Annotated in this window: 20 protein-coding genes; 10 read left to right on the top strand and 10 right to left on the bottom strand. The window is 50.0% G+C overall.

Features of this window, described 5'->3' with window-relative positions:
* Positions 1-16 precede the first annotated feature (16 nt).
* Positions 17-568, bottom strand: a complete 552-nt coding sequence (locus tag DPO_RS05970; RefSeq protein WP_006964853.1) for a hypothetical protein — start codon at positions 566-568, stop codon at positions 17-19.
* Between the two features lie 312 nt (positions 569-880).
* On the opposite strand from DPO_RS05970, the gene DPO_RS05965 reads away from it, so the two are divergent.
* Positions 881-1084: a cold-shock protein gene (locus tag DPO_RS05965; protein ID WP_006964852.1), complete on the top strand. Its 204-nt coding sequence runs from the start codon at positions 881-883 to the stop codon at positions 1082-1084.
* Between the two features lie 68 nt (positions 1085-1152).
* Here DPO_RS05965 and rsmG read toward each other — a convergent pair whose 3' ends face one another.
* The 6 genes from rsmG to DPO_RS05935 all read right to left on the bottom strand — a co-directional run bounded on the left by rsmG (position 1153) and on the right by DPO_RS05935 (position 8934).
* Positions 1153-1767, bottom strand: a complete 615-nt coding sequence (gene rsmG / locus DPO_RS05960; RefSeq protein WP_006964851.1) for a 16S rRNA (guanine(527)-N(7))-methyltransferase RsmG — start codon at positions 1765-1767, stop codon at positions 1153-1155.
* A gap of 62 nt (positions 1768-1829) precedes the next feature.
* A complete protein-coding gene (locus DPO_RS05955; RefSeq protein WP_006964850.1) occupies positions 1830-2927 on the bottom strand; it encodes an SPOR domain-containing protein in 1098 nt (365 codons plus the stop codon).
* A gap of 117 nt (positions 2928-3044) precedes the next feature.
* Entirely contained in the window at positions 3045-4088 is a 1044-nt protein-coding gene (locus DPO_RS05950; protein ID WP_040011658.1) for a response regulator, read from the bottom strand.
* Positions 4089-4105: 17 nt separating this feature from the next.
* Positions 4106-6991, bottom strand: a complete 2886-nt coding sequence (locus DPO_RS05945) for a hybrid sensor histidine kinase/response regulator (protein ID WP_160166895.1) — start codon at positions 6989-6991, stop codon at positions 4106-4108.
* A gap of 49 nt (positions 6992-7040) precedes the next feature.
* Entirely contained in the window at positions 7041-7406 is a 366-nt protein-coding gene (locus DPO_RS05940) for a response regulator (protein ID WP_006964847.1), read from the bottom strand.
* Position 7407: 1 nt separating this feature from the next.
* Positions 7408-8934, bottom strand: coding sequence for a response regulator (locus DPO_RS05935; protein ID WP_006964846.1), 1527 nt, complete (start codon positions 8932-8934; stop codon positions 7408-7410).
* A gap of 412 nt (positions 8935-9346) precedes the next feature.
* On the opposite strand from DPO_RS05935, the gene DPO_RS05930 reads away from it, so the two are divergent.
* From DPO_RS05930 to DPO_RS05910, 5 genes are all read left to right on the top strand, one after another.
* A complete protein-coding gene (locus DPO_RS05930; protein ID WP_006964845.1) occupies positions 9347-10051 on the top strand; it encodes a PEP-CTERM sorting domain-containing protein in 705 nt (234 codons plus the stop codon).
* Between the two features lie 126 nt (positions 10052-10177).
* Positions 10178-10969 carry a PEP-CTERM sorting domain-containing protein gene (locus DPO_RS05925; protein WP_006964844.1) on the top strand — a complete coding sequence of 264 codons (792 nt, stop codon included), beginning with the start codon at positions 10178-10180 and terminating at the stop codon, positions 10967-10969.
* A gap of 12 nt (positions 10970-10981) precedes the next feature.
* The gene (locus tag DPO_RS05920) at positions 10982-11662 is read left to right on the top strand and encodes a PEP-CTERM sorting domain-containing protein (RefSeq protein ID WP_152427577.1); all 681 of its coding nucleotides are present in this window, start codon (positions 10982-10984) and stop codon (positions 11660-11662) included.
* A gap of 277 nt (positions 11663-11939) precedes the next feature.
* Positions 11940-14018 (top strand): elongation factor G, encoded by a 2079-nt coding sequence (gene fusA, locus DPO_RS05915; protein WP_006964842.1) that lies wholly within the window; start codon positions 11940-11942, stop codon positions 14016-14018.
* 25 nt (positions 14019-14043) lie between these two features.
* On the top strand, positions 14044-14736 hold the full coding sequence (locus DPO_RS05910) for a hypothetical protein (RefSeq protein ID WP_006964841.1): 693 nt from the start codon (positions 14044-14046) through the stop codon (positions 14734-14736).
* Between the two features lie 68 nt (positions 14737-14804).
* Here the strand turns inward: DPO_RS05910 and DPO_RS05905 are convergent, their stop codons facing one another.
* Positions 14805-16973: an alpha/beta fold hydrolase gene (locus DPO_RS05905; RefSeq protein WP_006964840.1), complete on the bottom strand. Its 2169-nt coding sequence runs from the start codon at positions 16971-16973 to the stop codon at positions 14805-14807.
* 137 nt (positions 16974-17110) lie between these two features.
* Between DPO_RS05905 and DPO_RS05900 the strand changes: the two genes are divergently transcribed.
* The 4 genes from DPO_RS05900 to DPO_RS05885 are packed head-to-tail and all read left to right on the top strand — an operon-like array spanning position 17111 to position 21012.
* Positions 17111-17593, top strand: a complete 483-nt coding sequence (locus DPO_RS05900; RefSeq protein WP_006964839.1) for an NIL domain-containing protein — start codon at positions 17111-17113, stop codon at positions 17591-17593.
* On the top strand, positions 17593-18651 hold the full coding sequence (mnmA, locus tag DPO_RS05895; RefSeq protein ID WP_006964838.1) for a tRNA 2-thiouridine(34) synthase MnmA: 1059 nt from the start codon (positions 17593-17595) through the stop codon (positions 18649-18651). The genes DPO_RS05900 and mnmA overlap by 1 nt, the downstream gene beginning before the upstream one ends.
* Positions 18648-19970 (top strand): tRNA (N(6)-L-threonylcarbamoyladenosine(37)-C(2))-methylthiotransferase MtaB, encoded by a 1323-nt coding sequence (mtaB, locus tag DPO_RS05890; protein WP_006964837.1) that lies wholly within the window; start codon positions 18648-18650, stop codon positions 19968-19970. Before mnmA ends, mtaB begins: the two co-directional genes overlap by 4 nt.
* Positions 19954-21012, top strand: coding sequence for a DUF362 domain-containing protein (locus DPO_RS05885; protein WP_006964836.1), 1059 nt, complete (start codon positions 19954-19956; stop codon positions 21010-21012). The genes mtaB and DPO_RS05885 overlap by 17 nt, the downstream gene beginning before the upstream one ends.
* On the opposite strand, the gene djlA is transcribed toward DPO_RS05885, so the two are convergent.
* Entirely contained in the window at positions 21009-21773 is a 765-nt protein-coding gene (gene djlA / locus DPO_RS05880) for a co-chaperone DjlA (protein ID WP_006964835.1), read from the bottom strand. The genes DPO_RS05885 and djlA overlap by 4 nt on opposite strands.
* Before the next feature lie 2 nt (positions 21774-21775).
* Complete coding sequence (dnaE, locus tag DPO_RS05875; protein WP_006964834.1) at positions 21776-25318, bottom strand: DNA polymerase III subunit alpha; 3543 nt, start codon at positions 25316-25318, stop codon at positions 21776-21778.
* Positions 25319-25322 lie beyond the last annotated feature (4 nt).

Genomic DNA, 25322 nt, shown 5'->3' with positions numbered 1-25322 from the left:
CCCCACCAATAATGACTCAATTCCACCATTCCGGCAAAGACCCATTGAATAATTCCTGAACTTCCTGTTTCAACTGATTTTGTTGCACATTCAGTTGTTTTAACTGTTCCCAGGCAACATCTTGTGCCGCCTGGTCTTTTTGCTCTTTCGCTGTATTAAAAAAATGGGTCTGATCGTCTCTTTCTGCTTTGATTTTAAAAAAAGTGTTTCTTAATTGTTGTTCCTTTTCTTTAAAATCCAAATCTTCCGATTCTTTATTAATATCATTGTCTCCTTCATCCGACTTTTCGATTTCCTGATAATTTTCAGAGGAGTCCCCTTTTAAAGGTTCAACTTGTTTTAGTTCCTTTGGGACCGGGGATTCAGAATCAGTTATGGTGGATATCTGGTTTTTGGGAATCCCTACGATTCCGCCCCCACTGAAAAAATTTATCGTATTTCCCTCCACCCAATATGTATTGGTAATAAACCTGCCACCGTTATTGAGTTTTATAAGGTAATTGGCCGGACTTTCTTTTGGAATTGTTAAAATCGACAAAATCATCATTATCCAAATCCATTTTTTCATGAAACAACTCCCGGGCATAGCGTTAACTGGTTATAATCTCTTTAAAAACACACGACAAAAAATAACAATCCAGCGCAAAAAAACCTACAAGTAAAAAACAAAATATATCTAAAAATTTCCCCATGATCAAGGGTTCCCGGATATTTTGACAAACAACGCTTGACATTTGCTGACAGGCAACTATAATCGGTCAATCAGCTTGAAAATGCTGACGGATTGTTTTCGCCGTTAAGGTGTATTCCCGATTCTACTTGGGCGCGCACCCCAAAGCAAACAGATTTTTTTTATTTTTTATTACAGGAGAGCGCCGACATGGCAAATGGTATTGTAAAATGGTTTAACGACTCAAAAGGGTTTGGTTTCATCGAAGTTGAAGGCGGTGGAAAAGATGTATTTGTACACCACTCCGGCATTAATTCCAGCGGTTTCAAGTCCCTCAACGAAGGGGACCGGGTGTCATTTGACATCGAAGAAGGTCAGAAAGGGCCTTCTGCCAAGAATGTGACGGTGCTCTAAAATATACCCTTTGGTGTTATTTCAGACATACCTGACAGACTGATAAAAAGTTCCTGAATTTCAACGATTCAGGAACTTTTTTGTTTTAACGTCAATCGAACCAGAGATCGTGTTTCTTTGCCATCCGGCAACTCATAGTCATCCCATTGGATAAAAAATTTTTCATCCAGGGCATCCGTGATTTCCTCTCGGGCGCCCGGACTTTTCAAAGCATAGAGGATTCCTTCCTTCGCCAGCAAAGGGGCTGCCAGACCGGCCAGGCGATCGAGGTCGGCCACTCCCCGGGACAGGATTCCGTCAAACCGTCCCACAAACCACGGGTCATGGTGTAAATCGTCCACCCGCCCATGGATCGCATCAATTCCGTCGAGTTTCAGCATCCGGATCACATGTTTGAGAAAATGGATTTTTTTTCGGGAGGCATCCACCAGCACCATGCGGATGCCTGGATTGAGCAGTTTCACGGGCAGCCCTGGAAATCCACCGCCCGTGCCCATGTCCATCCATCTCCCGCTGTTGCCGCGAATATAGGGTTGAATGGCCACGGCATCCAGAAAATGCTTGTGCGCCAGAGGGGCCGGGCCTTTGATGGCGGTCAGATTGACATGCTGATTCCATTTTTCCAGCTGGGCTGCATGGCAGGCCATTTGTTCCACCTGAACCGGGGTGAGGTCAAATCCCATTTGCCGGCTTCCCCGGCCCAAGGTATCGCAAAACTCATCCATCCATCTGCCGGACATGGGATTCAAAACCGGTTCCAGGGCCTCACATAGGCTTTCATACCAGTTTTTTCGACAAATTCGGCCATGTCCCGGACTGCTGAGTCATGATCCACAAAGGTACCGATTCTTACCAGATACCAGGTTACCTTGTTGGCACGGGTCAGTTCCAGAATCCGGGCATCATAGCCTAGTGCGTGCAGTTTATTCAATTGATCCAGGGCATTTTTCCGGACCTGGAACGCCCCGGTCTGAATTTCGAATTCAGGATCAGGCGTTTTGTTTTCTGAAATTTTTTCTTCTATTTTTTCTTCAGGCGCCTCTGCCGTTGATTCCGTCACGGCCTGTTCAGCTGTTTGCTCTGTCGGGGCCGGAGTTTCAGTCGGCTCCGGAGTTTGTTCTGCCGGAGGCGCGGCTTCTGTCGGCTCTGAACCTTGCCCGGTCGGAGGCGTGGGTTCCGCCGGCGCCGGAGTATCGGTTCCCACCGTCTCCCGGGCTTCCGGGGCCGGGCCTAATTTTTCCAGCTGCGCTTTGGCATACGCCTCTTCAGGATCCACTTCCACAGCTTTTTCATAGGCGGACCGGGCCGCCTCGATGTTTTCAAGATCCATATACAGATCCCCTTTCAGGCAATGGGCCAGATAAAAATCCGGTACCAGTGTCAGGGTCTGTGCAATATCATCAAGGCTTTTGTCATATTCCTTGAGTTCGGCCCAGCAGATAGCCCGGTTGAAATACGCATAATGGCTGCCCGGGGAAAATTCGATTTCGCTGTTGTAATTGGCAATGGCTTTCTCGTATTCGCCTTTATAATACCAGGCCACACCCAGGTTGCTGTGCAGGCCTTTCAAATCCGGCATCATCTGCTTTGTCTTTTCAAAATCATGAATAGCCAAATCATACTGAGACAGCTTCATATACGCCACACCCCGGTTTTTATAAGCATCCGGATTGTCGGGATTCAGTTCGATCAGCTCAGTGAATACCTCGATGGCAGCCTCGTATCGCTGTTGCTTTAAATGGTCGACCCCTGTGTCAAACAATTGTTTTTCCTGGGACGCAAACACGGTGGCGCTCAAAAAAAAGACAAACAAACAAACCGGTATGATGCTGTGTCGTATCATGACTCTCCAGACATTCTCAAGATTCAAAAATATGATTCATCCTAAAAAAAATTCTCGGTAAACACAAGATAAATCACCTTTTCACCCGAACTTGCCATGACAGGATCCGGTCATGGCTTAGTCCTGATGGGTGGCAACGATTTTTCGGATTTCCGGCTCTAAAGACAGAAAGACCTCCACCAGCTCTGGATCGAAAAACACGCCGCTGCCTTTTTTGATTTCCGCCAGGGCTTCATCCACAGGCCACGGGTCTTTATAGGGACGTCTGGAAATCAGGGCATCAAACACATCGCAAATACAGGTGATTCTGCCGACCATAGGGATGTCTTTGCCTTTGAGATGCTGGTGATATCCGGTGCCGTCCCATTTTTCATGATGGGTCATGGCAATGATCCTGGCCACCTCCAGCAGCTGGGATGTGCCGCCGGAGAGCAGCTCTTCACCGATGCGGGTATGGGACCGCATGGATTCCCATTCCCGGGTGTCCAGTTTTCCGGGTTTAAGCAGGATGTTGTCGGAAATGCCGATTTTCCCCACATCATGCATGGTGGATGCCAGGTCCAGCCGGTCATATTCTTCCCGGGAAAGCCCCAGGGCCTTGCCCATGAGCCGGCAGTATTTGCTCATGCGGTTGATATGGGTGCCCGTGTCCTGGTCCCGGTATTCCGCGGCTTTCCCCAGGCGGTTGATCACTTCGATCTGGGCTTTTCGCAGTTCTTTGGTGCGTTCCCGGACCATCTCTTCCAGAATGGCATTCTGATTTTTCAACGCTTCCCCGGCCAGTTTCAGGGTCAGATGGGTTTTGACCCGGGCTTTGACCTCGGTGATATCAAAGGGTTTGGTGATATAATCCACGGCCCCCACATCAAACCCCTTGGTTTTATGGGTCAGATCATCCATGGCCGTGATAAAGATGATGGGAATGTCCCGGGTTCGGGGATCGGCTTTGAGCCGGTGGCACACGTCAAATCCATCCGTGCCGGGCATGACGATGTCCAGCAGAATCAAATCCGGCAGATTCTGTTTCACAAACCGGATCGCTTCTTCGCCATTAAGACTGACCCCCAGCTTATACATGCCTTTCAAAGCGTTCACCAGCACATCCACGTTGGATTTGGTATCATCCACCAGCAGAATCATACAATCATTGATCGTTTTCATGAATCTCAATTCCCTGCTCATTTCCAGTCACCTGCTTTTTCCATGAGCCGTGTCATATATTTTTTCGCATCCTCAAACTGATAATTTTTAACCGCCGCTGTCAAATGTGTCATCTCTTTTTTCCATGTGTCATGGACCAAGGGTGCTAATTTTTGGACCAGGGTTTCAGAAACAACCGGATCACATTGGTCAAGGCTGTCCATCAAAGACCGGGCCAGGTCTTTGATTTCACCCACCGAAACATCGGTGGACAAACAAGACGTATCGGTTTTCTCCTCTTTTTTAAAGGCGTTGATCTGTGCACAGAACTGTTTGGCAGACCGGCACACGGTTTCATAGGCCTCCCGGACCTGCCCCAGCAGGGACTGAGCATCTTGACCATTTTTCTGCCGGCATGCCTGCTCCAAAGCTTTCACGGACTCAAACAGGGCCATGGCAGACACATTGCCGGACGCACCTTTGAGCGAATGGCTCAAATCCGCCGCGGCTTTGAAATCGGATCGGTTGATCAACGCGTTCATTTCCTGGTGAAACCCGGTGTAGGTGTGACAGAAATCAGACAAAATCTCCGCGTAAACAGGCGCTGCCCCTCCCAGCCGTTCCAGGCCGTCCTCAATATCCAGGCCCGGCAGGTTTTTTGTATCCGTCTCTGGCGGTGCAGGTGGTTGTGTACAAGGAAAAACCGATTCAGGAACCGAAAATGGGTGACCCGGACCGATCTGTTTTTTCAGTGCCGTGAACAGCACATTTCTGCTGATGGGTTTGAGAACGTAATCATTGATCCCAGCTTCCAGACAGGCTTTCCAGTTGTCTGCCTTGGCATGGGCGCTCATGGCGATGATGGGCAGCCGGGTTTTGGAAAACTGCTGCCGGATGATGCGGGACGCTTCAATTCCGTCCAGATGCGGCATCTGTATGTCGATCAGCACGGCCGCATAATCGTTTTTCTGCACCTTTTCAATGGCTTCAAGACCATTATTGGCTGTATCCACGGCCACGCCAGCGATGCGGAGCATTTCCGAGCCGATTTTACGATTGATGGCATTGTCTTCCACCAGAAGAATCCGGGTGTTTGAAAAGGTTGCGTCATTTTTTTCTGCCGGCAGGGGATCTGGCCGTGTCCGGTGGGTATTGCGGAATGTGTTTTGCACCACATTTTTTAAAATCGATTGTTTCACGGGTTTGTTCATGGACCGGATGAACCCCAAGTCCCTGGATCGGTTTACATCATCATTTTTGCCCATCCGGGTCAGGGCGATGGACAGATCCACAGATTCGACCATGGATTTCACGTCCTTGAAAACAGCCGGATCTTCAAGATCCGTCACCCCCATATCCATCACTACCAGATGAAATAAAGCGGAATGGTGTGATGCAGAAATCAGATCCACGGCTTGGGAAGCCGTCTTGCAGGCAGTGACGTCAAACCCCCATGATTCAAGCAGGTGAACCAGGGCCTGCCGGCCGGACCGGTTTTCCACGGCAACCAGGGCTGAATACGATTCAAATTCCGCGGATGTCTGTGTCCGGTCTTTCCGGGATTGCATCTCATGTTTGAACGGGACGTTAAAGTAAAAGGTGCTGCCCTGCCCCGGCTGGCTGTCCACGCCGATGGTACCGTTCATCATTTCAACGATCTGGCGGCAGATGGCCAGACCCAGGCCGGTTCCCCCATATTCCCGGGTTTTGGCATCGTTGATCTGGGTAAACGATTCAAACAGATGATCAAAATGTTCCGGCGCAATCCCGATCCCCGTGTCCGTCACCCGGAAACCCAGTTCGATCACGGCATTTTCACAACGTATCGGTTCCACCCGAATGATGATTTCTCCGTGCCGGGTAAATTTCAACGCATTGGAGATCAGGTTGATGAGTATCTGACGCAGCCGCATGGGATCCGCCATCACCTGTTCAGGCACATCCGGATCAATATCCACGATCAGTTCCAGATTCTTCCGGGTGATCATTTCCAGAAAAATATCCGACACATCTTCCACCACATCCCGGACATTAAAAAGGACTTCCTGGAATTCCAGTTTTCCGGCTTCAATTTTTGAAAAATCAAGAATATCGTTGATCAGCCCCAGCAGAGAAAAAGCGGAACTCCGGATGATTTCCAGGTATTCGGTCTGCTGCCGGGAAAGATCATCCGCCATGATCAGATCACAGGTACCCACAATCCCGTTCATGGGGTTCCGGATCTCATGACTGATGACCGCTAAAAATTCACTTTTGGCCTTGTTGGCTTTTTCCGCCTCTTTTCTGGCGGCTTCCACCTGTTTGATGGCACCGGACAGCCGGGCTGCGTTTTCTTCCTGAATTTTTTTGGCCAGATTCAGTGCCCGGGCTTTTTCCCTGAGCATCTGCTGGGCTTTTCTCAACGCCTCTTCCGCCTCCATCTCCTTGGTCACAAGGGTGAGACATCCGGAAGAGACATGAATCCGGTCCTGTTTGAAGGCCGTGACCGTGGCCTGATCTTTAAGCCATGCAATGTCACCATCGGCCAGCTGCACTTTATATATGGCTTCCACCTGCCCTTTTTTTTCACCCTGTTTTCGAAGCCCTTTTCGGGAACCTGTCAGTTCGGGTTGCCGCAATCGCCGGGGCTGGATCTGATGATGATTGTCATCCTGGTAATCATAAACCCGCCGTTCCACAATCCGGTTTTTGAAAACATCTGCCAGATCCGGTATCGGACACCCCATCAGATCGCTGAACCGTTGGCCGGCGAACTCGTACCACATGGCATTTTCCTGCTCCTGCCAGGCGGACAGATAAGGGATGACCGGTGTCAGGGTCTTTTCAAAGGCAATCAGCCGGCTGATATTTTCTTTGACATGGGTTTTCAACGCATGGCTGTAGTTTCCATGCAGTATTTTTCCAGGATAATCCTTGTTTTCCATTGGTGCTTTTATCTTTCTTTTATCAGAATCCCCGGTCATGGTTCAGTCTTCAGGTCCGGCTGATATGTGCATTGATCTTTTTTTTGATGTCTCGGCTTTTAAACGGTTTGGTAATATAATCAGCCCCCCCGCATTTGACCCATTTTTTTTCATGATCCGGATTGTCTACGGCGGAAATAAAAATCACCGGGATATCTCTGGTTTCAGGGTCAGATTTCAATTTGCGGCAAACCTGAAACCCATCCATTTGGGGCATGACGATATCCAAAAGAATCAGATCAGGGTGATGGGTTCTGGCAAACTGAATCGCATCCTTGCCGTTGAGACTGACCCCGATCTTGTAATCCCCCTTCAGGACCTGGACCAGTACATCAATATTGGTCTTGGTGTCATCCACGATCAAAACGGTTTTCATATCAGGTTCTCCCGGGTTCCGCCGGCAAAAGTACCCATATCTTTGTGCCGTGGTTTTTCTTTGAATGAACCGCCATTTCCCCGCCATGTCCGGCAATGATCGCCCGGCTTATCGCAAGACTCAAGCCCACCCCTTTTTTCATATCCTTTGGTTTTAAGGAAAAATAGGGAAGGCACACCTGATCCAGGTATGGGTCGTCAATGCCGCACCCGTTGTCCGAGATGCTCAACTGAACATAACGACCGGGATCCGGGCGGGTTTCAGAAACAGGGCGGGTTTCAACCGGTGTGTCTTCAATGGATATGTTTTGCAGGGTCACCTCGATCTTTCCGTCATGTTTCTGTGCCACGGCCTCACAGGCATTGATGATGACATGCTCAAGAGCCCGGGCCATCAACCGGGTATCCACCCGGCACGGCCACACCCCTCGGGGTATCTCGACCCGGCAGGGGATATCGCTGCCTTGCATCAGGGACCGGACCACCCGGGCAACCACCCGGGTGAGCAGGGAATTTTTTTCCACGGCTTTATCTTCCCCGGACAGATAGAAAATATCCCGGTTCAGGGCCAGAGCACTGCGGCTGATTTTCAGGGCATTGGCCAGAAACCGCTGCCGTTCCCGGGAACTTGCCGTTGTCGTGGCCGACAGTTGAATGTAATCGGCAATACCGTTCAGCATATTGTCCAGATCATGGGAAACACCGGATGAAAATGTCTGAATCACCCGCTGTTCTCTATATTCCATCCGGCGTTCCAGATCTGTCATGTCGGCAGATATGTCTGCGGTAAATCCATCAACCCGATCGCAGCCATGCGCTTGATTCCCATAAGGGGTGCCGGATTTTTCCACAAGCCAGGCAAACCGGTTGTCCCGGCGTTCAAACCGGTAAACGATATCCAAGGGCACATGATTTTGAAACAGCTGTTTATAGGCGTTTCTCACCTTTTGTTCATCCGAAGAATGGACCCGGTTCAGCCATCCGCTTTTGCCCATCTCCTGAATGTGCTTCACGGGAAAACCGGTCAGCCGCGCCACAGCCGGGCTGATATCGGTAAAGTCACCATTGGCATCCAGGGTCCACCCCACAATGCCCGGCACCCGATCAAGCCGGCGGTTGAGAAATCGATCCTGCCCAGCTAAACCCTGGGTCCGGTTCAAGGCATCGTTCAGAACAGTATCAATGGTTTTTAAAAACCCGGCAGGATCCGCCGGTTTTCTGACCACGGCCTGGGCACCGACTTTCCGGGCCTGCTGCTGGATCTGTTTTTCGTCCCGGGCGGAAGAATAAAAAATAAAGGGGATATGCTTGAGTTTTTCATCCAGTTGACACAACCGACAGAACTGGAATCCATCCATTTCAGGCATCTGGATATCGGAGATAATCAGGTCACACAAATGTTTTTGAAGCAGACCCAACGCTTTTCCAGCACTCATGGCGGACAGGACGGCATACCCGTTTCGGGTCAGCAGCACCTCAAGGACTTTGAGATTGACCTTGATGTCATCGACAATGAGTATCGTTTTCATTATATCCTGACCGGGTGTTCAAAAATAAGGCCCGCCATCAAATTTCACAAAAGGCTTATCTGGTGTTCATTCCCTGTTTTTCTCCCCAGGCATGCCATAAACCAGACATACCATATTGAATTTGAAACACTACCAAAAAAAACGGAACAAAGTCAAACGATAAATCAGGTAGGAAGAAGGGGTTGTGCTCACTTTCGGGTGCCCCATATTTGCCGCAGGATTCGCTTTCTGACCGATCCCAGAAATTCAATTTTACTCTATGGACGACCTGGGATAGAATTCATCTGAAATTATAATTTGATTTAACAAAATGGCACACCAATTGCATATAAAATTGCCTATATTTCGATAATTGAATTAAAAAAGTGTATTTACCACAAAAAAACATGGCAGCCAAAGCAGGAGAACAAAAATGAAAAAATTAGTTTATACCGGGCTTGGAGCATTGATGATCATGGTCTTCTCATTTAGTGCCTCAGCGACCACAATGGATGTTAACTATGGGGCTACTAAACGGGTAAATTTTGAGTATGAGGGCAATGCTCCCAGTGATTATGTTGCCGAGTTTAACGTCAAATTGTATGGGACAGACTGGGATCCTTATTTATCTACGATTGCGTATTGTGTGGATTTAGAAAATTTAATTTATCAAAAGTCTTACGATGTGACACTTAATCCTGTTACCCTTGGCAGCAGCACATATGGCAGCAACAACTATCTGCAGGCCGCCTGGCTGATGGATAAGTATTCTGCAGAAGCTTCAGGAAATATAAAAAAAGTTTCCGGGTTGCAACTGGCCATCTGGGATGCCATCTACGGTGAAGGTTTTACTAATAATGAACCTACCGCAACCTTCGGCACTATCGGCCATTATTACAATGGTTACTACACTTCCTTGAGTGACGAAACTTGGGATGACGCTATGTGGTCCTCTCTTGGCTACAATTATGCCGTGACCACTTACGGCGGCAGCAATAATGTCCAGCAACTTCTCGTGCAACTGGATCCGGTTCCGGAACCCGCAACCATGCTGTTGCTGGGAATGGGCATTGCCGGGTTGGGTGCCGCCGGCAGAAAACGTTTCAAAAAAAATAATGTCAGCGGTTGCAGATCCTGAAATATCGTTAAGCGTTTATTATTTTTGACAATAATAATTTTTGAGTTATAATACGTAAAACAGAAATTACAAAGTATTGAGACAATATTCATCACCCCGGTTACCCTCAAATTGAGGAGACAATATATGAAACGGTTAGCAATTTATCTGTTGTTGTTTATATTCTGGATCACAGGCGCTGTCCATGCCAGCACCTGGAAAATAAATGACGAATATATCGGCGGCAAATATGACGACAGCAACTATGTAAAAAAAGAGGGTGACGTAATTGCAATCAATACCAGAGAATTTGATATCGATTGGATGAACGTTACCATAAAAACCAACGGTGACGTAAAGGTCCGAATCAAAACCAGATATGAAGACGGCACCCGGGATACCACCTATGGGGATCTGTTTGTGAGCACGGATGGGTGGAATCCAAAAGTGGATTTAAATTCTTGGGACTCTGAAGACACCTATGAAAGATATCGTTCCGACACCTATGAAACAGGGGAACGCTGGGAATATGCGTTAAGCTCCTCATCCGGCAATATCTATTCAGTGGATGCCGACAATATCTGGCGGTCAGACCAAGAATTTTCTGACCCTTATTATCAGAATCACTGGTATCGGCACGAACAGGAAGTGCTCTACAAGCCTGGCGAAGAAGAAGCGAGTGTTGGTGACTTTGCTTTTTCTCATTCCGGCAATCTAATCAAATATGCCTTTAATCTGTCAACATTATTGGGTGAGGACTGGAGCTGGGAAGACGAACTGGACTTAGGATTTCACTGGGCCATGACCTGTGCCAATGACGTAATCGAAGGCGGCATCTACAAGGCCGCTGCTGTACCGGAACCTGGGACCATGCTGCTTTTGGGGATGGGTCTTGCCAGCCTTGGTGCAGCCGGCAGAAAACGGCTCAGAAAACAATAACCCCGGGGCCGGGTGAAATTGTTTTCATTTGATATAACAATTTTTGGCAAAATTTATGACAATTATTGTTACGAACAAGCACATTTTTCAAAAAAGAGGCAAGCAATGAAACCGTTATTTCTAAAAATTTCAATGATTTTGTGCACGCTGTTTTTATGGACGGGCATGAGTATGGCAACGTCAACGGGTATTTTTGTGGGTGATTCCAATGATCTTACATCAGGCTTTCAACCTCAACTAGACTCCTTTACGAACGTAAATGCGCTGGTTGATCTATACAATGACAACACTGACACCGATCTGCCGGAAGATCTGACCCTTCTTGGAAAATGGGAAGGTGGTGATTGGAGTGTCTGGAATGATGATTCTATTTCAGAATTCACCGGCTCTTTTACAGGCGCTGATGGCGTCTGGTCTGTCAGTGATGACTGGGATAAGGCGGACCCTCTCTACTACAGTTTGAAAGCCGGGGGCAAAGGAAAAAGTGGCGGTGGTTTTGAACTCTGGTACGCAGACGGATTTCTGGACGGTGTATGGGACACATCCGGCCTTGACAATAAAGACTTATCCCACATTTCCTTCTGGACAGCTAAAGGAAATACCAACCCCGTGCCTGAACCCGCGACATTGGCCCTGGTAGGACTGGGGCTTGCCGGCATCGCCGGATACCAGCGCAAACGACGTTCCAGTTAGAGATAGATTTTCATACGCGCTTTTTCTTCCGGTGAATGGATTTTTCCATTCACCGGTTTTTTTTCATGCGTTTATTGACAAACTTTCCTGATTCGTATATAGAATCTTTTTTCATATACTGAGATTAACCTGACAATTCAATTATAATACCATCGCAACATAACATTAGCTGAACCCGGAAAAATGGACCGCCCTTTGTTGGCAGACCGTTGCGTTTTTTTTGAACCAATGACATGCCGCTTTTCGGGCAAATTTTATTCATGAAGGATGATGTAAAATGATCAGAGATTTAAAACAGGTGAGAAATATCGGCATCAGTGCCCATATCGACTCCGGCAAGACCACCCTTTCGGAACGGATTTTATTTTATACGGCCCGGATTCACAAAATCAATGAAGTCCGGGGAAAAGACGGTGTCGGCGCGGTCATGGACTCCATGGAACTGGAAAGAGAACGGGGTATCACCATTGCGTCGGCTGCCACGTATTGTGAATGGAAAAAACACAATATCAACCTCATCGATACCCCGGGCCATGTGGATTTCACCGTGGAAGTGGAACGGTCCCTGCGGGTGCTGGACGGGGTGGTGCTTATTTTATGCTCGGTTGCCGGGGTGCAGTCCCAGTCCATCACGGTGGATCAGCAGATGAAACGCTATCAAGTGCCGTGTATCGCCTTTGTCAACAAATGTGACCGGTCCGGCGCCAATCCGGCCAAGGTGGCCAAACAGTTGAAAACCAAACTGGGACACAATTCCGTGTTGATGCAGCTGCCCATTGGGCTGGAGGACAAACACCAAGGTGTGGTGGACCTGGTGGCCATGAAAGCCTATTATTTTGAAGGCGAGCATGGTGAGCGCGTGGCAGTCAAAGAGATTCCCGAAGATCTGCTCGAAGCGGCAAAAGAAGCCAGAGAAGAATTGATCGATGCCGCCTCTTTGTTCTCAGAAGAATTGACCGATGCCATTCTCGAAGAATCGGACATCAGTGAAGAATTGATCAAAAACGCCGTGAGAACCGGCGTGATATCCAGACAGATCACCCCGGTATTTTTGGGTTCCGCTTACAAAAATAAAGCGATTCAGCCGCTGCTGGATGCCGTGCTTGATTATCTGCCTTCTCCCCTGGACATCCATAACGAAGCCATTGATATGGACAACAACGAAGAAAGCGTGGTTCTGGAAAGCAACTTTGACAAACCCACGGTGGCACTGGCCTTCAAGCTTGAAGACGGTCAATATGGCCAGTTGACCTATATCCGTGTTTATCAGGGATGTATCTCCAAAGGCGACACACTGGTAAACTCCCGGGACGGCAAAAAAATCAAAGCCGGCCGGCTGATCCGTATGCATGCCTCCCAGATGGAGGACGTGGAAGAGATCCCTGCCGGCCATATCGGTGCCATGTTCGGCATTGACTGCGCATCCGGAGACACCTTTGTCTCTCCGACGATCAATTACTCCATGCTGGCCATGCATGTGATGGAACCGGTGATTTCTCTTTCCATCGTTCCCAAGGACAACAAAGCCCAGATCAACATGTCCAAGGCATTGAACCGGTTCACCAAAGAAGACCCGACTTTCAAGACATATGTGGATCATGAAACCGGTGAGACAATTATCCAGGGCATGGGTGAGTTGCATCTTGAAGTGTATGTGGAGCGCATGAAACGGGAATACAAGGCAGAAGTCACCACGGGCGCCCCCCGGGTGGCTTACCGGGAGACCATCACCCAGAAATCGTTGTTCAACTACACCCATAAAAAACAGACTGGTGGTGCCGGCCAGTTCGGTCGGGTGGCCGGATTTATGGAACCGTGCGAAGAAGATTTTCAATTTGTCAACAAAATCACCGGGGGCCGGATTCCCACTCAGTATATCCCGGCCTGTGAAAAAGGGTTTGCCGCGTGCATGGCAAAAGGTCCCAAACTGGAATTCCCGGTCACCGGTGTCCGGGTGACCATCGACGATGGTGCGTTCCATGCGGTGGACTCATCGGAAATGGCGTTTCAGGCCGCTGCCCGGGGCGCATTTCTGGAAGGCTACATGAAGGCCAAACCCGTGGTCAAGGAACCCATCATGAAAGTGGTCATCGAGACCCCCAATGAATTCCAGGGGTCCTGCATGGGGCTGATCAACCAGCGCCGGGGAATCATCCAGGGATCCCAGGAAGAAGGCGTGATGTCGGTGATTGAAAGTCAGGTCCCTTTGTCGGAAATGTTCGGGTTTTCCACGGTTCTCAGGTCTGCCACCCAGGGAAAGGCCCAGTTCACCATGGAATTTTCTTCTTATAAACAGGTTCCCCAATCCATTGCCGAAGAAATCATCAAACAGAAACAGGAAGAAAAAAAAGCCTAAGACCGCCATATCAAGGAGAGGGAATATGTTAAAACAAGATCTCAATTTCAGAAGCCCCATTGAAAAAATCATGGGCATTGACAATATTACCAACAGCAAATTCGGTGCCGTGCTCTCCAGAGCCGGCGTGGGCAAAACCCGGTTTCTGGTACAGATTGCGCTGACGCAACTTTTAAAAGACCAGAAAATCGTTCATGTCAGCCTGGATGATTCCATCGGAAAAATCAATTTGCGCTACAACGAAGGTTACACCAACCTGGTGGACAGCATCGGGTATGTGGATCCCCAGAAAGCGGTTCGGCTGTGGGATGACATCAGCCTCAACAAAGTGGGCATCAGCTACAATGATGTCACATTTGACACTGAAAAGCTGAAAGACTACCTGAAGAGCTTTAAAAAGGCCGACCTGCCCATGCCGGCAATGATGATCATCGACGGCCTTAATTTTGATGAGGACATTACAGACATTCTGGAAAAACTGCAGGCATTGAATCAGAAATTTTCCACTTCCATCTGGTTTGCCATGAAGACCCACCGGGACGAGGCCATGGCAAAAGACGGATATCCGGTTCAGCTGGAAACCCGAAAAGACCTGTTTGACAAGGCCCTGTTTCTGCAACCCGTGGACAACCAGATTCAGGCGGTCGTGCTCAAGGACGGCAACCGAACCGACCAGTCATTTCTTCTGGATCCGGCCACCATGATGCTGGCGGAATAAAATTTTATTGATAATCTTCTGAGATGTTCCGGCTGTTCCGGCCGGAACATCTCTTTTTTTTCGCATTCTCAGACCCATTGCCGGATAAAATTTTCAATGGCCTGATACACCCGCTTCACCCCTTCTCCGATCAGAATTCCGTGTCGTTCATAATCAAACAGATACAATTCCTTGACCGTTGATCCCAGCTGATGGAACAATTTTTCGGTGCCTCTCGGATTGACCACCGGGTCTTTTCTGGACTGGACCACCAGGACCGGACGGGTGATCTGTTTCAGTTTGGGAGCCAGCTGCTCCATGAGCATTCCCAGTTGATGGATACCGGCAATGGGGTTTCTCATGTAATTGATATGGGGATTTTCCGGGTGGTTGTCAATGAATTCCCTGGCCATTGCGTTGAAACGAAAACGACGGATCATGGTGTTCCAGGCATTGATGGCCGGTATAAAATGAGCGCCCATATCCTGGAGCTGCATGGGCGGCGCCACGGCAAAAACCGCGTCATAATCCGTCACCCGGGTCGCCAGCTCCAGGGCCAGCCCTGCACCCGTGGAAAACCCTCCGATAAACCGTTTACTGCAGGAATGACGTAACGCCACATACGCTTCTTCCACAGAATCCATCCATTGTTCATAACCGACCCGGGCCAGATCATCCGGAGAGGTACCATGTCCTTTGAGCCGGGGTACATGCACGGTGAATCCTTTGGCATACAGGTATTGGGCAAAATTTTTCATCTCTTCCGGGGCCGCCATATACCCGTGAATCAGCAGCACACCGGGACTGTCCGATGTCTGATTCAAAAACCGGGGCCGGCCGATCTGCTTGTTTTTGGATTCATCCGGTCTGAAAAAAGTGGCATAATCTGCGGTAAAATCCATATTCATCTTTTCAATGATCCGGGATCTGACCCGCTCCCGGATCTGACGACGGGGCATCTGGGCGATCTTCTTCAGGCAGATCTGGGCGGCTTCCACCGGTTCCACTTCATTGGCCATGACCAGAATGGGGTTTTCCATGCGGATGGCATGAAATTCAGATAAATTGTACAATCGGGCCTGATCTTTGAAAAACCGGCGCCCGTCTCCATCCATGCGAATCACTCCGGTTTCTTCCGCCAGGGTCAAAAAATCCGAAATCCGTTTGAACCGGTCATCCACCAGCAGGTGAATCTGATTCTCTTGCAGCAGATCCGCCACATGGCAGATGCGATTGAGCACCAGACAGGTGACGGCATAAAACACCTTGCACGCGAATTCATACCGGTCAATCCCTTCTCTTTTGTATGGATAATGCTTGAGAATGCCTGCCATGACATGGTCATAGTTAATCGTAGTCAACCCATACACCTGGGCCATGTATGTTTCCATGACATCAATGGCGATCTGTCTTGAAATCTGCCTGGATTCCAGATCTTCAAACGGGCGGATCCGGCGTTTCACCGTCAAAAGACTTTCCAGAAAAGGATGATGAAGATATGGTGCCATGTCGATGGGCGTGCCGAACCGGATGGTGATGTCCACACCGGTAAACAGCATGGCCCCTTCGGTCATCAGTTCATCCATCACCCGCCTGGAGGGTTTTTTCAAAAGCAGCCCGGCCATGGATCCTAAAATGTTGTCCCGGGGATTGGCCGGGTAATAGGTGATATTGACCGGCACGATATGGGTGGACTGATTCAGGATATCATCGATACCGGTTAAATCGAGTTCTTTTGTCAACCGGTAAAATTCCGGGGCTTTCAATGCTTTCAGACGGCGCAGGCGCTCCCTGAAAAACGCACATCTGAGCGCCACCACTGCGGCGCCGGTATGAGGGCGCAGTTCTCCTTTGTCATCGGTGAGCACAAACCGGCCGTCTTTGACCAGTTTTTTATTTTTCACCATCATGCCTTCCGGAAAAATGATCCAAAGGGCATCTCCGGACAACAGGGTTTTCAAAAGCAGGTCATCCCGGTCCGGTGCATTTGTGGACACGGCCCCCAACCGTCTGAGCAGTCCTTCGAGCACGGGCACATCAAACAGTTCCCTGGCTGCCAGAGACCAGACCTGCCTGCCGGTAATGCTGTGGATATGATAGGGCAGAAACACCGTTTCAATGCGGGTGAAATGGTTGGCGCAGAACACCACCGATCCTTCCGGAATATTGGATTGTCCCTGGATGGTGATTCTGGCCCTGGAAAACCCGGAAAGGGTTTTTAACGTATAAGAGGATAATTTGAATGCGACCCGGTTCATGAACATGCCTTTATTTTCAAAATCATTGCCCGGGTCATCCCGGTGTGTTGAATTTTCAGCCGGTTGGTGATACAACACCCAATAAAACACACCGCCCGACCGGACTTGTTTTTTTGATACCCTGCCCGGATTATAGTATGGAACCATACCAGGTTGTCAAAAACAATTTATTGAATGGAGACTTTGATTTGTACGCTAAAATCGTTATTTTGACATTTCCCCCGAATGTGGCCCATAAAGCTGTGGTCTGCCAGCTGGTTAAAAAATTTGATCTGCTGTTCAATATTTTACGGGCGGAAATTTCCAGCCAGAAAAAAGGGGCCATGGTGCTGGAAATCACGGCGGCATCCCGACCCGACTTTAATAAAGGCATCGAATACCTCAAACAGCAGGGAGTTCAGGTGTCCACACCGGAACATCAGATCTACAAAGATGAACAGATCTGTACCCATTGCGGGGCCTGCACGGCTGTTTGCCCCACCCAGGCGCTGTATATCCAGCGACCGTCCATGGAAGTGATTTTTGACAAGGACAAATGCTCTGTGTGTGAATTGTGTATTGTGACCTGCCCTTCCCGGGCCATGGGGCTGTTCACCAAAGAGCCCGAAGCCGCCATCTGATGCACGCACCCGCCATCGGTGTGGCTGTCAGCGGCGGGGTGGACTCCCTGGTCGCCGCGTTTCTGCTCAGACAGCAGTACAAACAGGTATTTGGCCTGCATTTCACCACTGGATACGAGACCCGGAAAACAGAGATTAACCGGCTCAAAGACCAGCTGAAAATGGACATCATCACCCTGGATCTGTCTGAACCCTTTGAAAACCAGGTGGTTCAATATTTCTTATCCACCTACGCCCGGGGAAAAACCCCGAATCCCTGCATGATCTGCAACCAGAAAATTAAATTCGGGGTCCTGCTTAAACAGGCGCAAAAACAAGGGGCCGATTATCTGGCCACCGGGCATTATGCCACCATTGTCAATGCCTTGACCCGACCAGATGATGCCGTGCCCCACCCCCGGCTTGAAAAGTCAACGGATAAAAATAAAGACCAGTCCTATTTTCTGGCCCGGCTGTCCTGTGAACAGCTGTCCAAAATTCTATGTCCGCTGGCCGGGTTCTCCAAATACCGGGTCAAAGCCCTGGCCGAAAAACATGGCCTGGTACCGGTCTCTGCCAAGGAAAGTCAGGATATCTGCTTTATTCATGACAAAAATCTGGCCTCATTTTTCACCCAAAAAACCGGCCGGTCACCGGAACCCGGGCCGATCATGGATATTCACGGCCGCCGGGTGGGAACCCATACCGGGGTTTATGCCTTTACTGTGGGCCAGCGCCGGGGAATCAACTGTCCGGCATCTGAACCCTATTATGTGAGGCGCATCGATCCTTTTACCCATACCCTTCATGTGTGCTTTAAAAAAGACCTGGCACAGCAGCAGATGACTGTGGAACAACTGGTCTGGCATGATACCCGGTCGGATGCCAGACCAGATAATACGTCTCTGGAAGTGGCGGTTAAAATCAGGTACCGCCACAAGGAAGCCCCTGCCACGCTGGTTTGCCAGGTTACATCGGGCCAGGTGCTGTTCCATCAGCCTCAGAATGCCGTGACCCCGGGTCAGGCCGCTGTTTTTTACCATGGAGACCGGGTGCTGGGATCGGCAATTATCCAATGAAAACATTTTATATCAAAACGCTGGGATGCAAGGTCAATCAATATGAGTCCGACGGCATTGCCGCGGATCTTGAACACCACGGACTGGTCCGGTCAAACAAAGACAAATCCAATAATGTGTGCATCATCAACACCTGTGCCGTGACATCCAAGGCAGCCATGCAATCCCGTCAGGCCATCCGGAAACTGGCCCGGGACAACCCGGATGCAAAAATCATCGTGACCGGTTGCCATGCCCAGACAGACCCGGATATCATCCGGCAGATCGATGATTCGTTTGAACTGGTCTGTCACCAGGATAAAACCCGCCTGGCAGACCACATTCTTGGGGCTGCTGATCCGTCGCCCATGCGTTTCAAACCCGTAGACCACTCTGCCGCCAACCGGTTTCACAGCTTTGAAACCCCGGTCTTCGGCAGCATGACCCGGGCTTATCTGAAAATTCAGGACGGATGTGATGCCTTTTGCACTTACTGCATTGTGCCCCATGCCCGGGGATCCTCCGTGAGCATGCCCCAACCCCTGGTTTTAAACCATCTGAATGCACTGGGCCGTGCCGGTTTCAAGGAAGTGATTCTTACCGGAATCCATGCGGGCCGATACGGCCGGGACCTGACCCCGCCCACCACTCTGCTGGATCTGGTGAAAACCATTGAAGAGAAACGCCCGGTGGACCGGATCCGGCTGTCTTCCATCGAACCCAATGAAATCGATGAAAGGCTTGTGGATCTGGCCGGACCGGACAGTCTGCTGTGCGATCACTTTCATGTGCCGCTCCAGTCCGGAGACGATGATGTTCTCAAAAAAATGAAACGCCCCTATACGGCAAAATTATTCAAAGACATCATCTGCTATATCCATGAAAAGCACCCGTTTGCCGGAATCGGTGTGGATACGCTGATCGGATTTCCCACGGAAACCGATGATCAGTTTGAAAACACGTTTTCTTTGATCGAGCAACTCCCAATATCTTATCTGCATGTGTTTCCGTTTTCTCCCCGGAAAGGCACACCGGCGTTTTCTTTCAAACCTCGGGTGCCGGACCCGGTGATTACGAAACGGTGTCAGAGAATGCGGGAACTGGGAAAACAAAAACAGGCGGCGTTTATCAAAGCCAATCAGGGGCGGCCTTTGAAAGCCGTGGTACAGAATCAAACCAACGTTCGTACCGGCAGACTCACTGCCGTGACATCCAATTATTTGAATATCTATTTGAAAAAAGACAGCACCCTGAAGGGCAAACTCGTGGATGTTGTCTTTGATCGCTGGGATAACAACCTGAACATATCTGGAGAAATCTATCATGGAAAAGGTATATAAAGACCTGGCCCGCCACCTGGACAACACCCCGGGCGGCTTTCCTCCCACGGAATCCGGTGTGGAGCTGCGCATCCTCAAACAATTGTTCACACCTGAGCAAGCCCAACTGGCCCTGAACCTGGTGATGATGCCCGAACCCGTGGAAGCCATTGCTTTGCGGGTCGGAAAACCCGCTGAAACGATCCTGCCCATGCTTATAGAGATGGGTGAAAAAGGATTGATCCTGCACATCAGAAAACCCGACGGGGATACGTTCATGCTCTTGCAGTTTGTGGTGGGCATCTGGGAATACCAGGTGGACCGGCTGACTCAACAGCTGATCAAAGATTTCAATGAATATGTGCCCTATCTCATGAAAGCCCAGGAAGCGCACAAAACCCAGCAGCTCCGGGTGGTGCCCGTGGAAAAATCCATCAACACCCAGCTCAACATCATGGACCATGAACATCTGGAAAATCTGGTGCGAAGTCAGTCCAAAATTCTGGTGGCACCGTGTATCTGCCGCCGGGAACACACCATGGTGGGCAAAGGATGCGGTAAAATGGAAGAATCCTGCCTGGTTTTCGGAGGTGGTGCCTATATTTATGAAAGCCGGGGCATCGGCCGCACCATCACAGCGGATGAGGCCATGGACATCGTCCGCAAAGGCGCAGCCCAGGGACTGGTGGCCCAGCCCTCCAATTCCGTGAAACCCATGAACATCTGCCTGTGCTGCGACTGCTGCTGTCAGATTTTGAGCAACATCAAAAAAACACCGTCTCCGGCAAGGATCGTGAATTCCAATTTCCAGGCATCGGTGGACACAGACCAGTGTACCGGATGTCAGGCCTGTGAAGAGATCTGCCCCATGGATGCCATTGCCGTGACCGATGGTCTGGCACAAGTGAATAAGGAGCGGTGCATCGGATGCGGGCTATGCGTGACCGTGTGCGAATTTGACGCCATGTCTCTGGCGGACAAACAAGAAATGGAACGGTGGGACCCCCCCCGGACCCTGGTGGATACGTACATGAAAATCGCCCAGGAAAAAGGGCTGTTCTAAAACCCTCTTTTCTTGCGAATCTGGTCATAGGCTTCCTGGATTTCAGCAAATTTGTCATTGGCGAATTTAATGAACTCTTCAGGAAGCCCTTTGGCCTCAATTTTGTCGGGATGGTATTCGGTCACCAGCTTGCGGTACTGTTTTTTGATCTCCTCGTTGGACGATGTTTCATCGCACTTGAGCACGGCATAATATTTGTCTGCGGAACGGATATACTTGGATTTCAGCCGGTTGAACGCCACATCCGACACATTGAAAATCCGGGCCGCAGACCGCAAAGTGGCATCTTCGGCATCGGACAGACGGCCGTCTGCCGCACCCACACGGAACAATACATCCATCATCAACGAAATGATGTTGGGCTGGGTTCTGAATACCGAATAAAACTGCATGGCAAACGCTTCAAAGCTTTCAGACGACCGGATCGCCTGTCTGAAAATATTTTTAGCGCTTTCCTGGCCGGTGGCATCCAGCTGAAGATCCTGTGTCATAAAGGCCTCCACCACCTGGATCTCTTTTTCAGAGACCTGACCATCCGCTTTGCACAGCTTGGCCAGCATGGAAAAGGCGGCTGTGAAAAATATCAGCTGGGCCTCTTCATTGGAAGACAAGGACCCTGTGCTTCCGGGAATGGATCTCAGATAGGCATCCTCTTTTTTATCCACAAACGCATGACCGAATGCAGCCCCGGCCACGGCACCGATGGGGCCTCCCAAGGCGAATCCGATGGTTCCGCCGATCATTTTTCCCAGCCAGCTCATCCTCAGGCTCCTTGTTTCATTGTTCCGTTACGGGATTTTCCCCATGATTTTTTCTTTTTGACTTTTGCTTTGACCGGCGCACATCTGGTTTCAATGCATCCTTTTTCCATCAGGTCTTCCACTTCTTTAAAAAACGCCGGATCAGAACAGGTCATATATTCATCCGCCAGTTTTACCAGCACTTCGGGTTTGTCCGGAATACTTATTTTCAGACATGCCGGACAATCCCCGGGATACCGCTGGATGATGGGCTTGAGCCGTTCCAGGGTGTCGGCATCAAACCGGTCCGCATCCACGGCAATCAATATCCCGTTGGTCCATTCCCGGGCCGCCTGATCAATGGGCACGATTTTCTCCGCCAAAAGCTTGACAGTGGATTCCTTTTTCTGGACTTCCGCCTCCAGAATCACCACCTGTTCCATGGACAGCAACGGATGGACCAGCGCATACACATTGGGAAACACCACCACTTCCACACCGGCATTCCGGTCCTCGATGGCGCAGAACGCCATCAGATCCCCTTTTTTGGTCTTATGGGTCTTGAGCACCTTGATGATCCCGCCGATGCGGATCATTCTGCCGTCGGCCTTCTCCTGAAGGGTCACGGAGTTGACCGTGGCAAACCGGGCAATTTCTGCCTGGTATTTGTCCAGGGGATGCCCGCTGATATAAAATCCCAAAGATTCTTTTTCCATTTCCAGCAGAAAATGGTCTTCCCATTCTTCCATATCCGGCATTTCCGGAATACTGGCAGGAATCTCAGTTCCCATACCGGAGTCGGCAAACAGATCCATCTGGGAATCCGCCTTTTCCTTCTGAACCCGGTTGCCATGGTCCAGAGCCTCTTCCAGCACCGCCATCATCTGACTTCTGGCAGATCCTGTGGAGTCGAACGCCCCGCATTTAATGAGCGCTTCCAGCACCTTTTTGTTCACCTTGGTCAAGGAAACCCGTTCACAGAAATCATACAGGCTTTCAAAGGGACCGTTTTGTTTACGATCTTCCACAATCACATCAATGGCGGCATTTCCCACGCCTTTGACCGCAGCCAGGCCGAACCGGATACAGCCTTTGGACACAATGAACTGGGATTCGCTTTCATTGACATCCGGCGGCAGTACCTGAATATCATGGGTCCGGCATTCATCCATGAATTTGAGCACGGCATCGGTGTTGCCCCGTTCACTGGTCATCAGGGCCGCGATGAATTCCAGGGTATAATTGGCTTTCAGGTATGCGGTCTGAAACGCAATCAATGCATAGGCCGCACTGTGGGATTTGTTGAACCCATACCCGCCGAATTTTTCCATGAGATCAAAAAGCTCTTCCGCTTTTTTGGAATCATGGTTGTTTTTGGCAGCCCCTTCCAGAAATAGTTTCCGATGGGCCTCCATCATGGCGGCAATCTTCTTGCCCATGGCTTTCCGCAGCCCGTCCGCATCCGCCATGGAATAATCGGCCAGGACGCCTGCGATCTTCATCACCTGTTCCTGGTACAGGATCACCCCATAGGTTTCTTTGAGAATCGGTGCCAATTCGTCAAACAGATACACAACCTCTTCCCTGCCGTGTTTTCTTTCCACATAGGTGTTGGCCATACCGCTGTCCAGGGGGCCCGGCCGGTACAGGGCCACCAGGGCCACGATATCGGAAAACGTGGCCGGTTTGAGGCGAAGAATCAATTCTTTCATGCCGGAACTTTCCAGCTGAAATACCCCGGTGGTATCGGCCCGCTGAAGCAGATCAAAGGTGTTTTCATCTGAAAAATCCAGATGGTCCATATCCGGCACCGGCTTGTCCTGCTTTTCGATCAGTTCCAGGCAGTTCTTGATAACGGTCAGGTTTCTCAATCCCAGGAAATCAAACTTCACCAGCCCCAGTTTTTCCACATAATTCATGTCAAACTGAGTAATGGTCTCCCCTTCCTTACCCCGGAACAACGGCAGATATTCGTTCAGCGGCTTGTCCGCCACCACCACACCGGCGGCATGGGTAGATGCATGCCGGGGCAGTCCTTCCAGGAGCAGGGCGGTTTCCAGCATCTGGGTCTTGTCGTCTGAAACATCACATATCTCCCGGATGGCCGGCACTTCTTCCAAAGCCTTTGTCAGATTCTTGGCCCCGTCCGGAATCAGCTTGGCGATTTCATCCACTTCAGACAAAGGGATCCCCAAAGCCCGGCCCACATCCCGGATCACGGCCTTGGCTTTGAGTTTCCCAAAGGTAATGATCTGGCAGACATATTCAGGCCCCCCATACCGGTCAATGGTATAGTGATACACCTTGTCCCTGCCCTCGATACAAAAATCCACGTCAATATCCGGCATGGAGATCCGGGAAGGATTCAGAAACCGCTCAAAAATCAGTCCATGTTCAATGGGATCCAGGGCCGTGATATCCATGGCATAGGCCACCATGGACCCGGCGGCAGACCCCCGGCCCGGCCCCACGGGTACCCCTATTTTCCGGGCATGGGCAATGAAATCCGCCACAATGAGAAAATATCCGGGAAACCCCATGTCCAGAATGATCTTGATCTCATAGGCAATGCGGTCCCGGTATTCCTGTTCATTGATATCCGGGTTCTTTTTTTTGATGATGGCCAGTTTTTCTTCAAACCCGGCCATGGCTTTCTGCCTGAACAGCTCCGCCTCACTGTCTTCGTCTGATTGGGCATACCGGGGGAAATGATAGGTTTTATCATCAAATTCCACATTACACCGGGCCGCCACATCCTTTGTATTTTCAATGGCCCCGGCATACTGCCCCAGGGTGGCGATCATCTCGTCGGATGATTTGAAATACAGCTGGTCGGAATCAAATTTGAACCGGTTCTGATTGGAGACCGTATCCCCGGTCTGGATGCACAACAGAATGTCGTGGGCTTTTTTGTCCTCTTTGGCCAGATAATGGCAGTCATTGGTGGCTACCATGGGAATGGACAGGCGCTGGCTGATGTCTTCAATGCCCTGGTTGACCTTTTGCTGGATGGACATCCCGTTTTCCTGGACTTCCAGAAAAAAATTGCCCTCCCCCAGGGTTTCCAGATAAAACCGGGCCGCCGCATCCGCGCCTTCCATATCATTGGCCATGATGGCCTTGGGAATATCCCCTTTCAGGCAGGCGGACAACCCGATCAACCCCTTGGAATGGGCGGTCAGCAGTTCCCTGTCGATGCGGGGCTTGTAATAAAATCCCTTGAGCTGGGCAATGGACACCAGTTTGCACAGGTTGGCATACCCTTCCCGATCCCGGGCCAGCAGCACCAGGTGGCTCAATCCCTTGTGATCCAGCTGGGTTTTATGGATGATAGACCGGGGGGCCACATAGACTTCACACCCTAAAATGGGCTTGATCCCTGCTTTCCGGGCTTTTTCATAAAATGCAGCCACACCGAACATGGTGCCGTGATCGGTCATGGACACGGCATCCATGTTGTATTCTTTGCATTTTTTCAACAAAGGATCCAGTCGGATGGCCCCGTCCAGCAGCGAATATTCCGTGTGCAAATGAAGGTGATAAAACATGCCGGAAGAATCAGTCATCAGT

Origin of the sequence: Desulfotignum phosphitoxidans DSM 13687, assembly GCF_000350545.1 — a bacterium.
GTDB classification, from domain to species: domain Bacteria; phylum Desulfobacterota; class Desulfobacteria; order Desulfobacterales; family Desulfobacteraceae; genus Desulfotignum; species Desulfotignum phosphitoxidans.
Note: the sequence above shows the minus strand (reverse complement) of the source record. Positions and strands in the feature narration are given on the sequence as shown.

What these genes read in the sequence shown, in the direction of transcription:
- DPO_RS05970 (WP_006964853.1), bottom strand. Translation starts at nt 568, where the DNA reads ATGAAAAAATGGATTTGGATAATGATGATTTTGTCGATTTTAACAATT.
- DPO_RS05965 (WP_006964852.1), top strand. Translation starts at nt 881, where the DNA reads ATGGCAAATGGTATTGTAAAATGGTTTAACGACTCAAAAGGGTTTGGT.
- rsmG (WP_006964851.1), bottom strand. Translation starts at nt 1,767, where the DNA reads ATGGGATTTGACCTCACCCCGGTTCAGGTGGAACAAATGGCCTGCCAT.
- DPO_RS05955 (WP_006964850.1), bottom strand. Translation starts at nt 2,927, where the DNA reads ATGATACGACACAGCATCATACCGGTTTGTTTGTTTGTCTTTTTTTTG.
- DPO_RS05950 (WP_040011658.1), bottom strand. Translation starts at nt 4,088, where the DNA reads ATGAAAACGATCAATGATTGTATGATTCTGCTGGTGGATGATACCAAA.
- DPO_RS05945 (WP_160166895.1), bottom strand. Translation starts at nt 6,991, where the DNA reads ATGGAAAACAAGGATTATCCTGGAAAAATACTGCATGGAAACTACAGC.
- DPO_RS05940 (WP_006964847.1), bottom strand. Translation starts at nt 7,406, where the DNA reads ATGAAAACCGTTTTGATCGTGGATGACACCAAGACCAATATTGATGTA.
- DPO_RS05935 (WP_006964846.1), bottom strand. Translation starts at nt 8,934, where the DNA reads ATGAAAACGATACTCATTGTCGATGACATCAAGGTCAATCTCAAAGTC.
- DPO_RS05930 (WP_006964845.1), top strand. Translation starts at nt 9,347, where the DNA reads ATGAAAAAATTAGTTTATACCGGGCTTGGAGCATTGATGATCATGGTC.
- DPO_RS05925 (WP_006964844.1), top strand. Translation starts at nt 10,178, where the DNA reads ATGAAACGGTTAGCAATTTATCTGTTGTTGTTTATATTCTGGATCACA.
- fusA (WP_006964842.1), top strand. Translation starts at nt 11,940, where the DNA reads ATGATCAGAGATTTAAAACAGGTGAGAAATATCGGCATCAGTGCCCAT.
- DPO_RS05910 (WP_006964841.1), top strand. Translation starts at nt 14,044, where the DNA reads ATGTTAAAACAAGATCTCAATTTCAGAAGCCCCATTGAAAAAATCATG.
- DPO_RS05905 (WP_006964840.1), bottom strand. Translation starts at nt 16,973, where the DNA reads ATGAACCGGGTCGCATTCAAATTATCCTCTTATACGTTAAAAACCCTT.
- DPO_RS05900 (WP_006964839.1), top strand. Translation starts at nt 17,111, where the DNA reads ATGGAACCATACCAGGTTGTCAAAAACAATTTATTGAATGGAGACTTT.
- mnmA (WP_006964838.1), top strand. Translation starts at nt 17,593, where the DNA reads ATGCACGCACCCGCCATCGGTGTGGCTGTCAGCGGCGGGGTGGACTCC.
- mtaB (WP_006964837.1), top strand. Translation starts at nt 18,648, where the DNA reads ATGAAAACATTTTATATCAAAACGCTGGGATGCAAGGTCAATCAATAT.
- DPO_RS05885 (WP_006964836.1), top strand. Translation starts at nt 19,954, where the DNA reads ATGGAAAAGGTATATAAAGACCTGGCCCGCCACCTGGACAACACCCCG.
- djlA (WP_006964835.1), bottom strand. Translation starts at nt 21,773, where the DNA reads ATGAGCTGGCTGGGAAAAATGATCGGCGGAACCATCGGATTCGCCTTG.
- dnaE (WP_006964834.1), bottom strand. Translation starts at nt 25,318, where the DNA reads ATGACTGATTCTTCCGGCATGTTTTATCACCTTCATTTGCACACGGAA.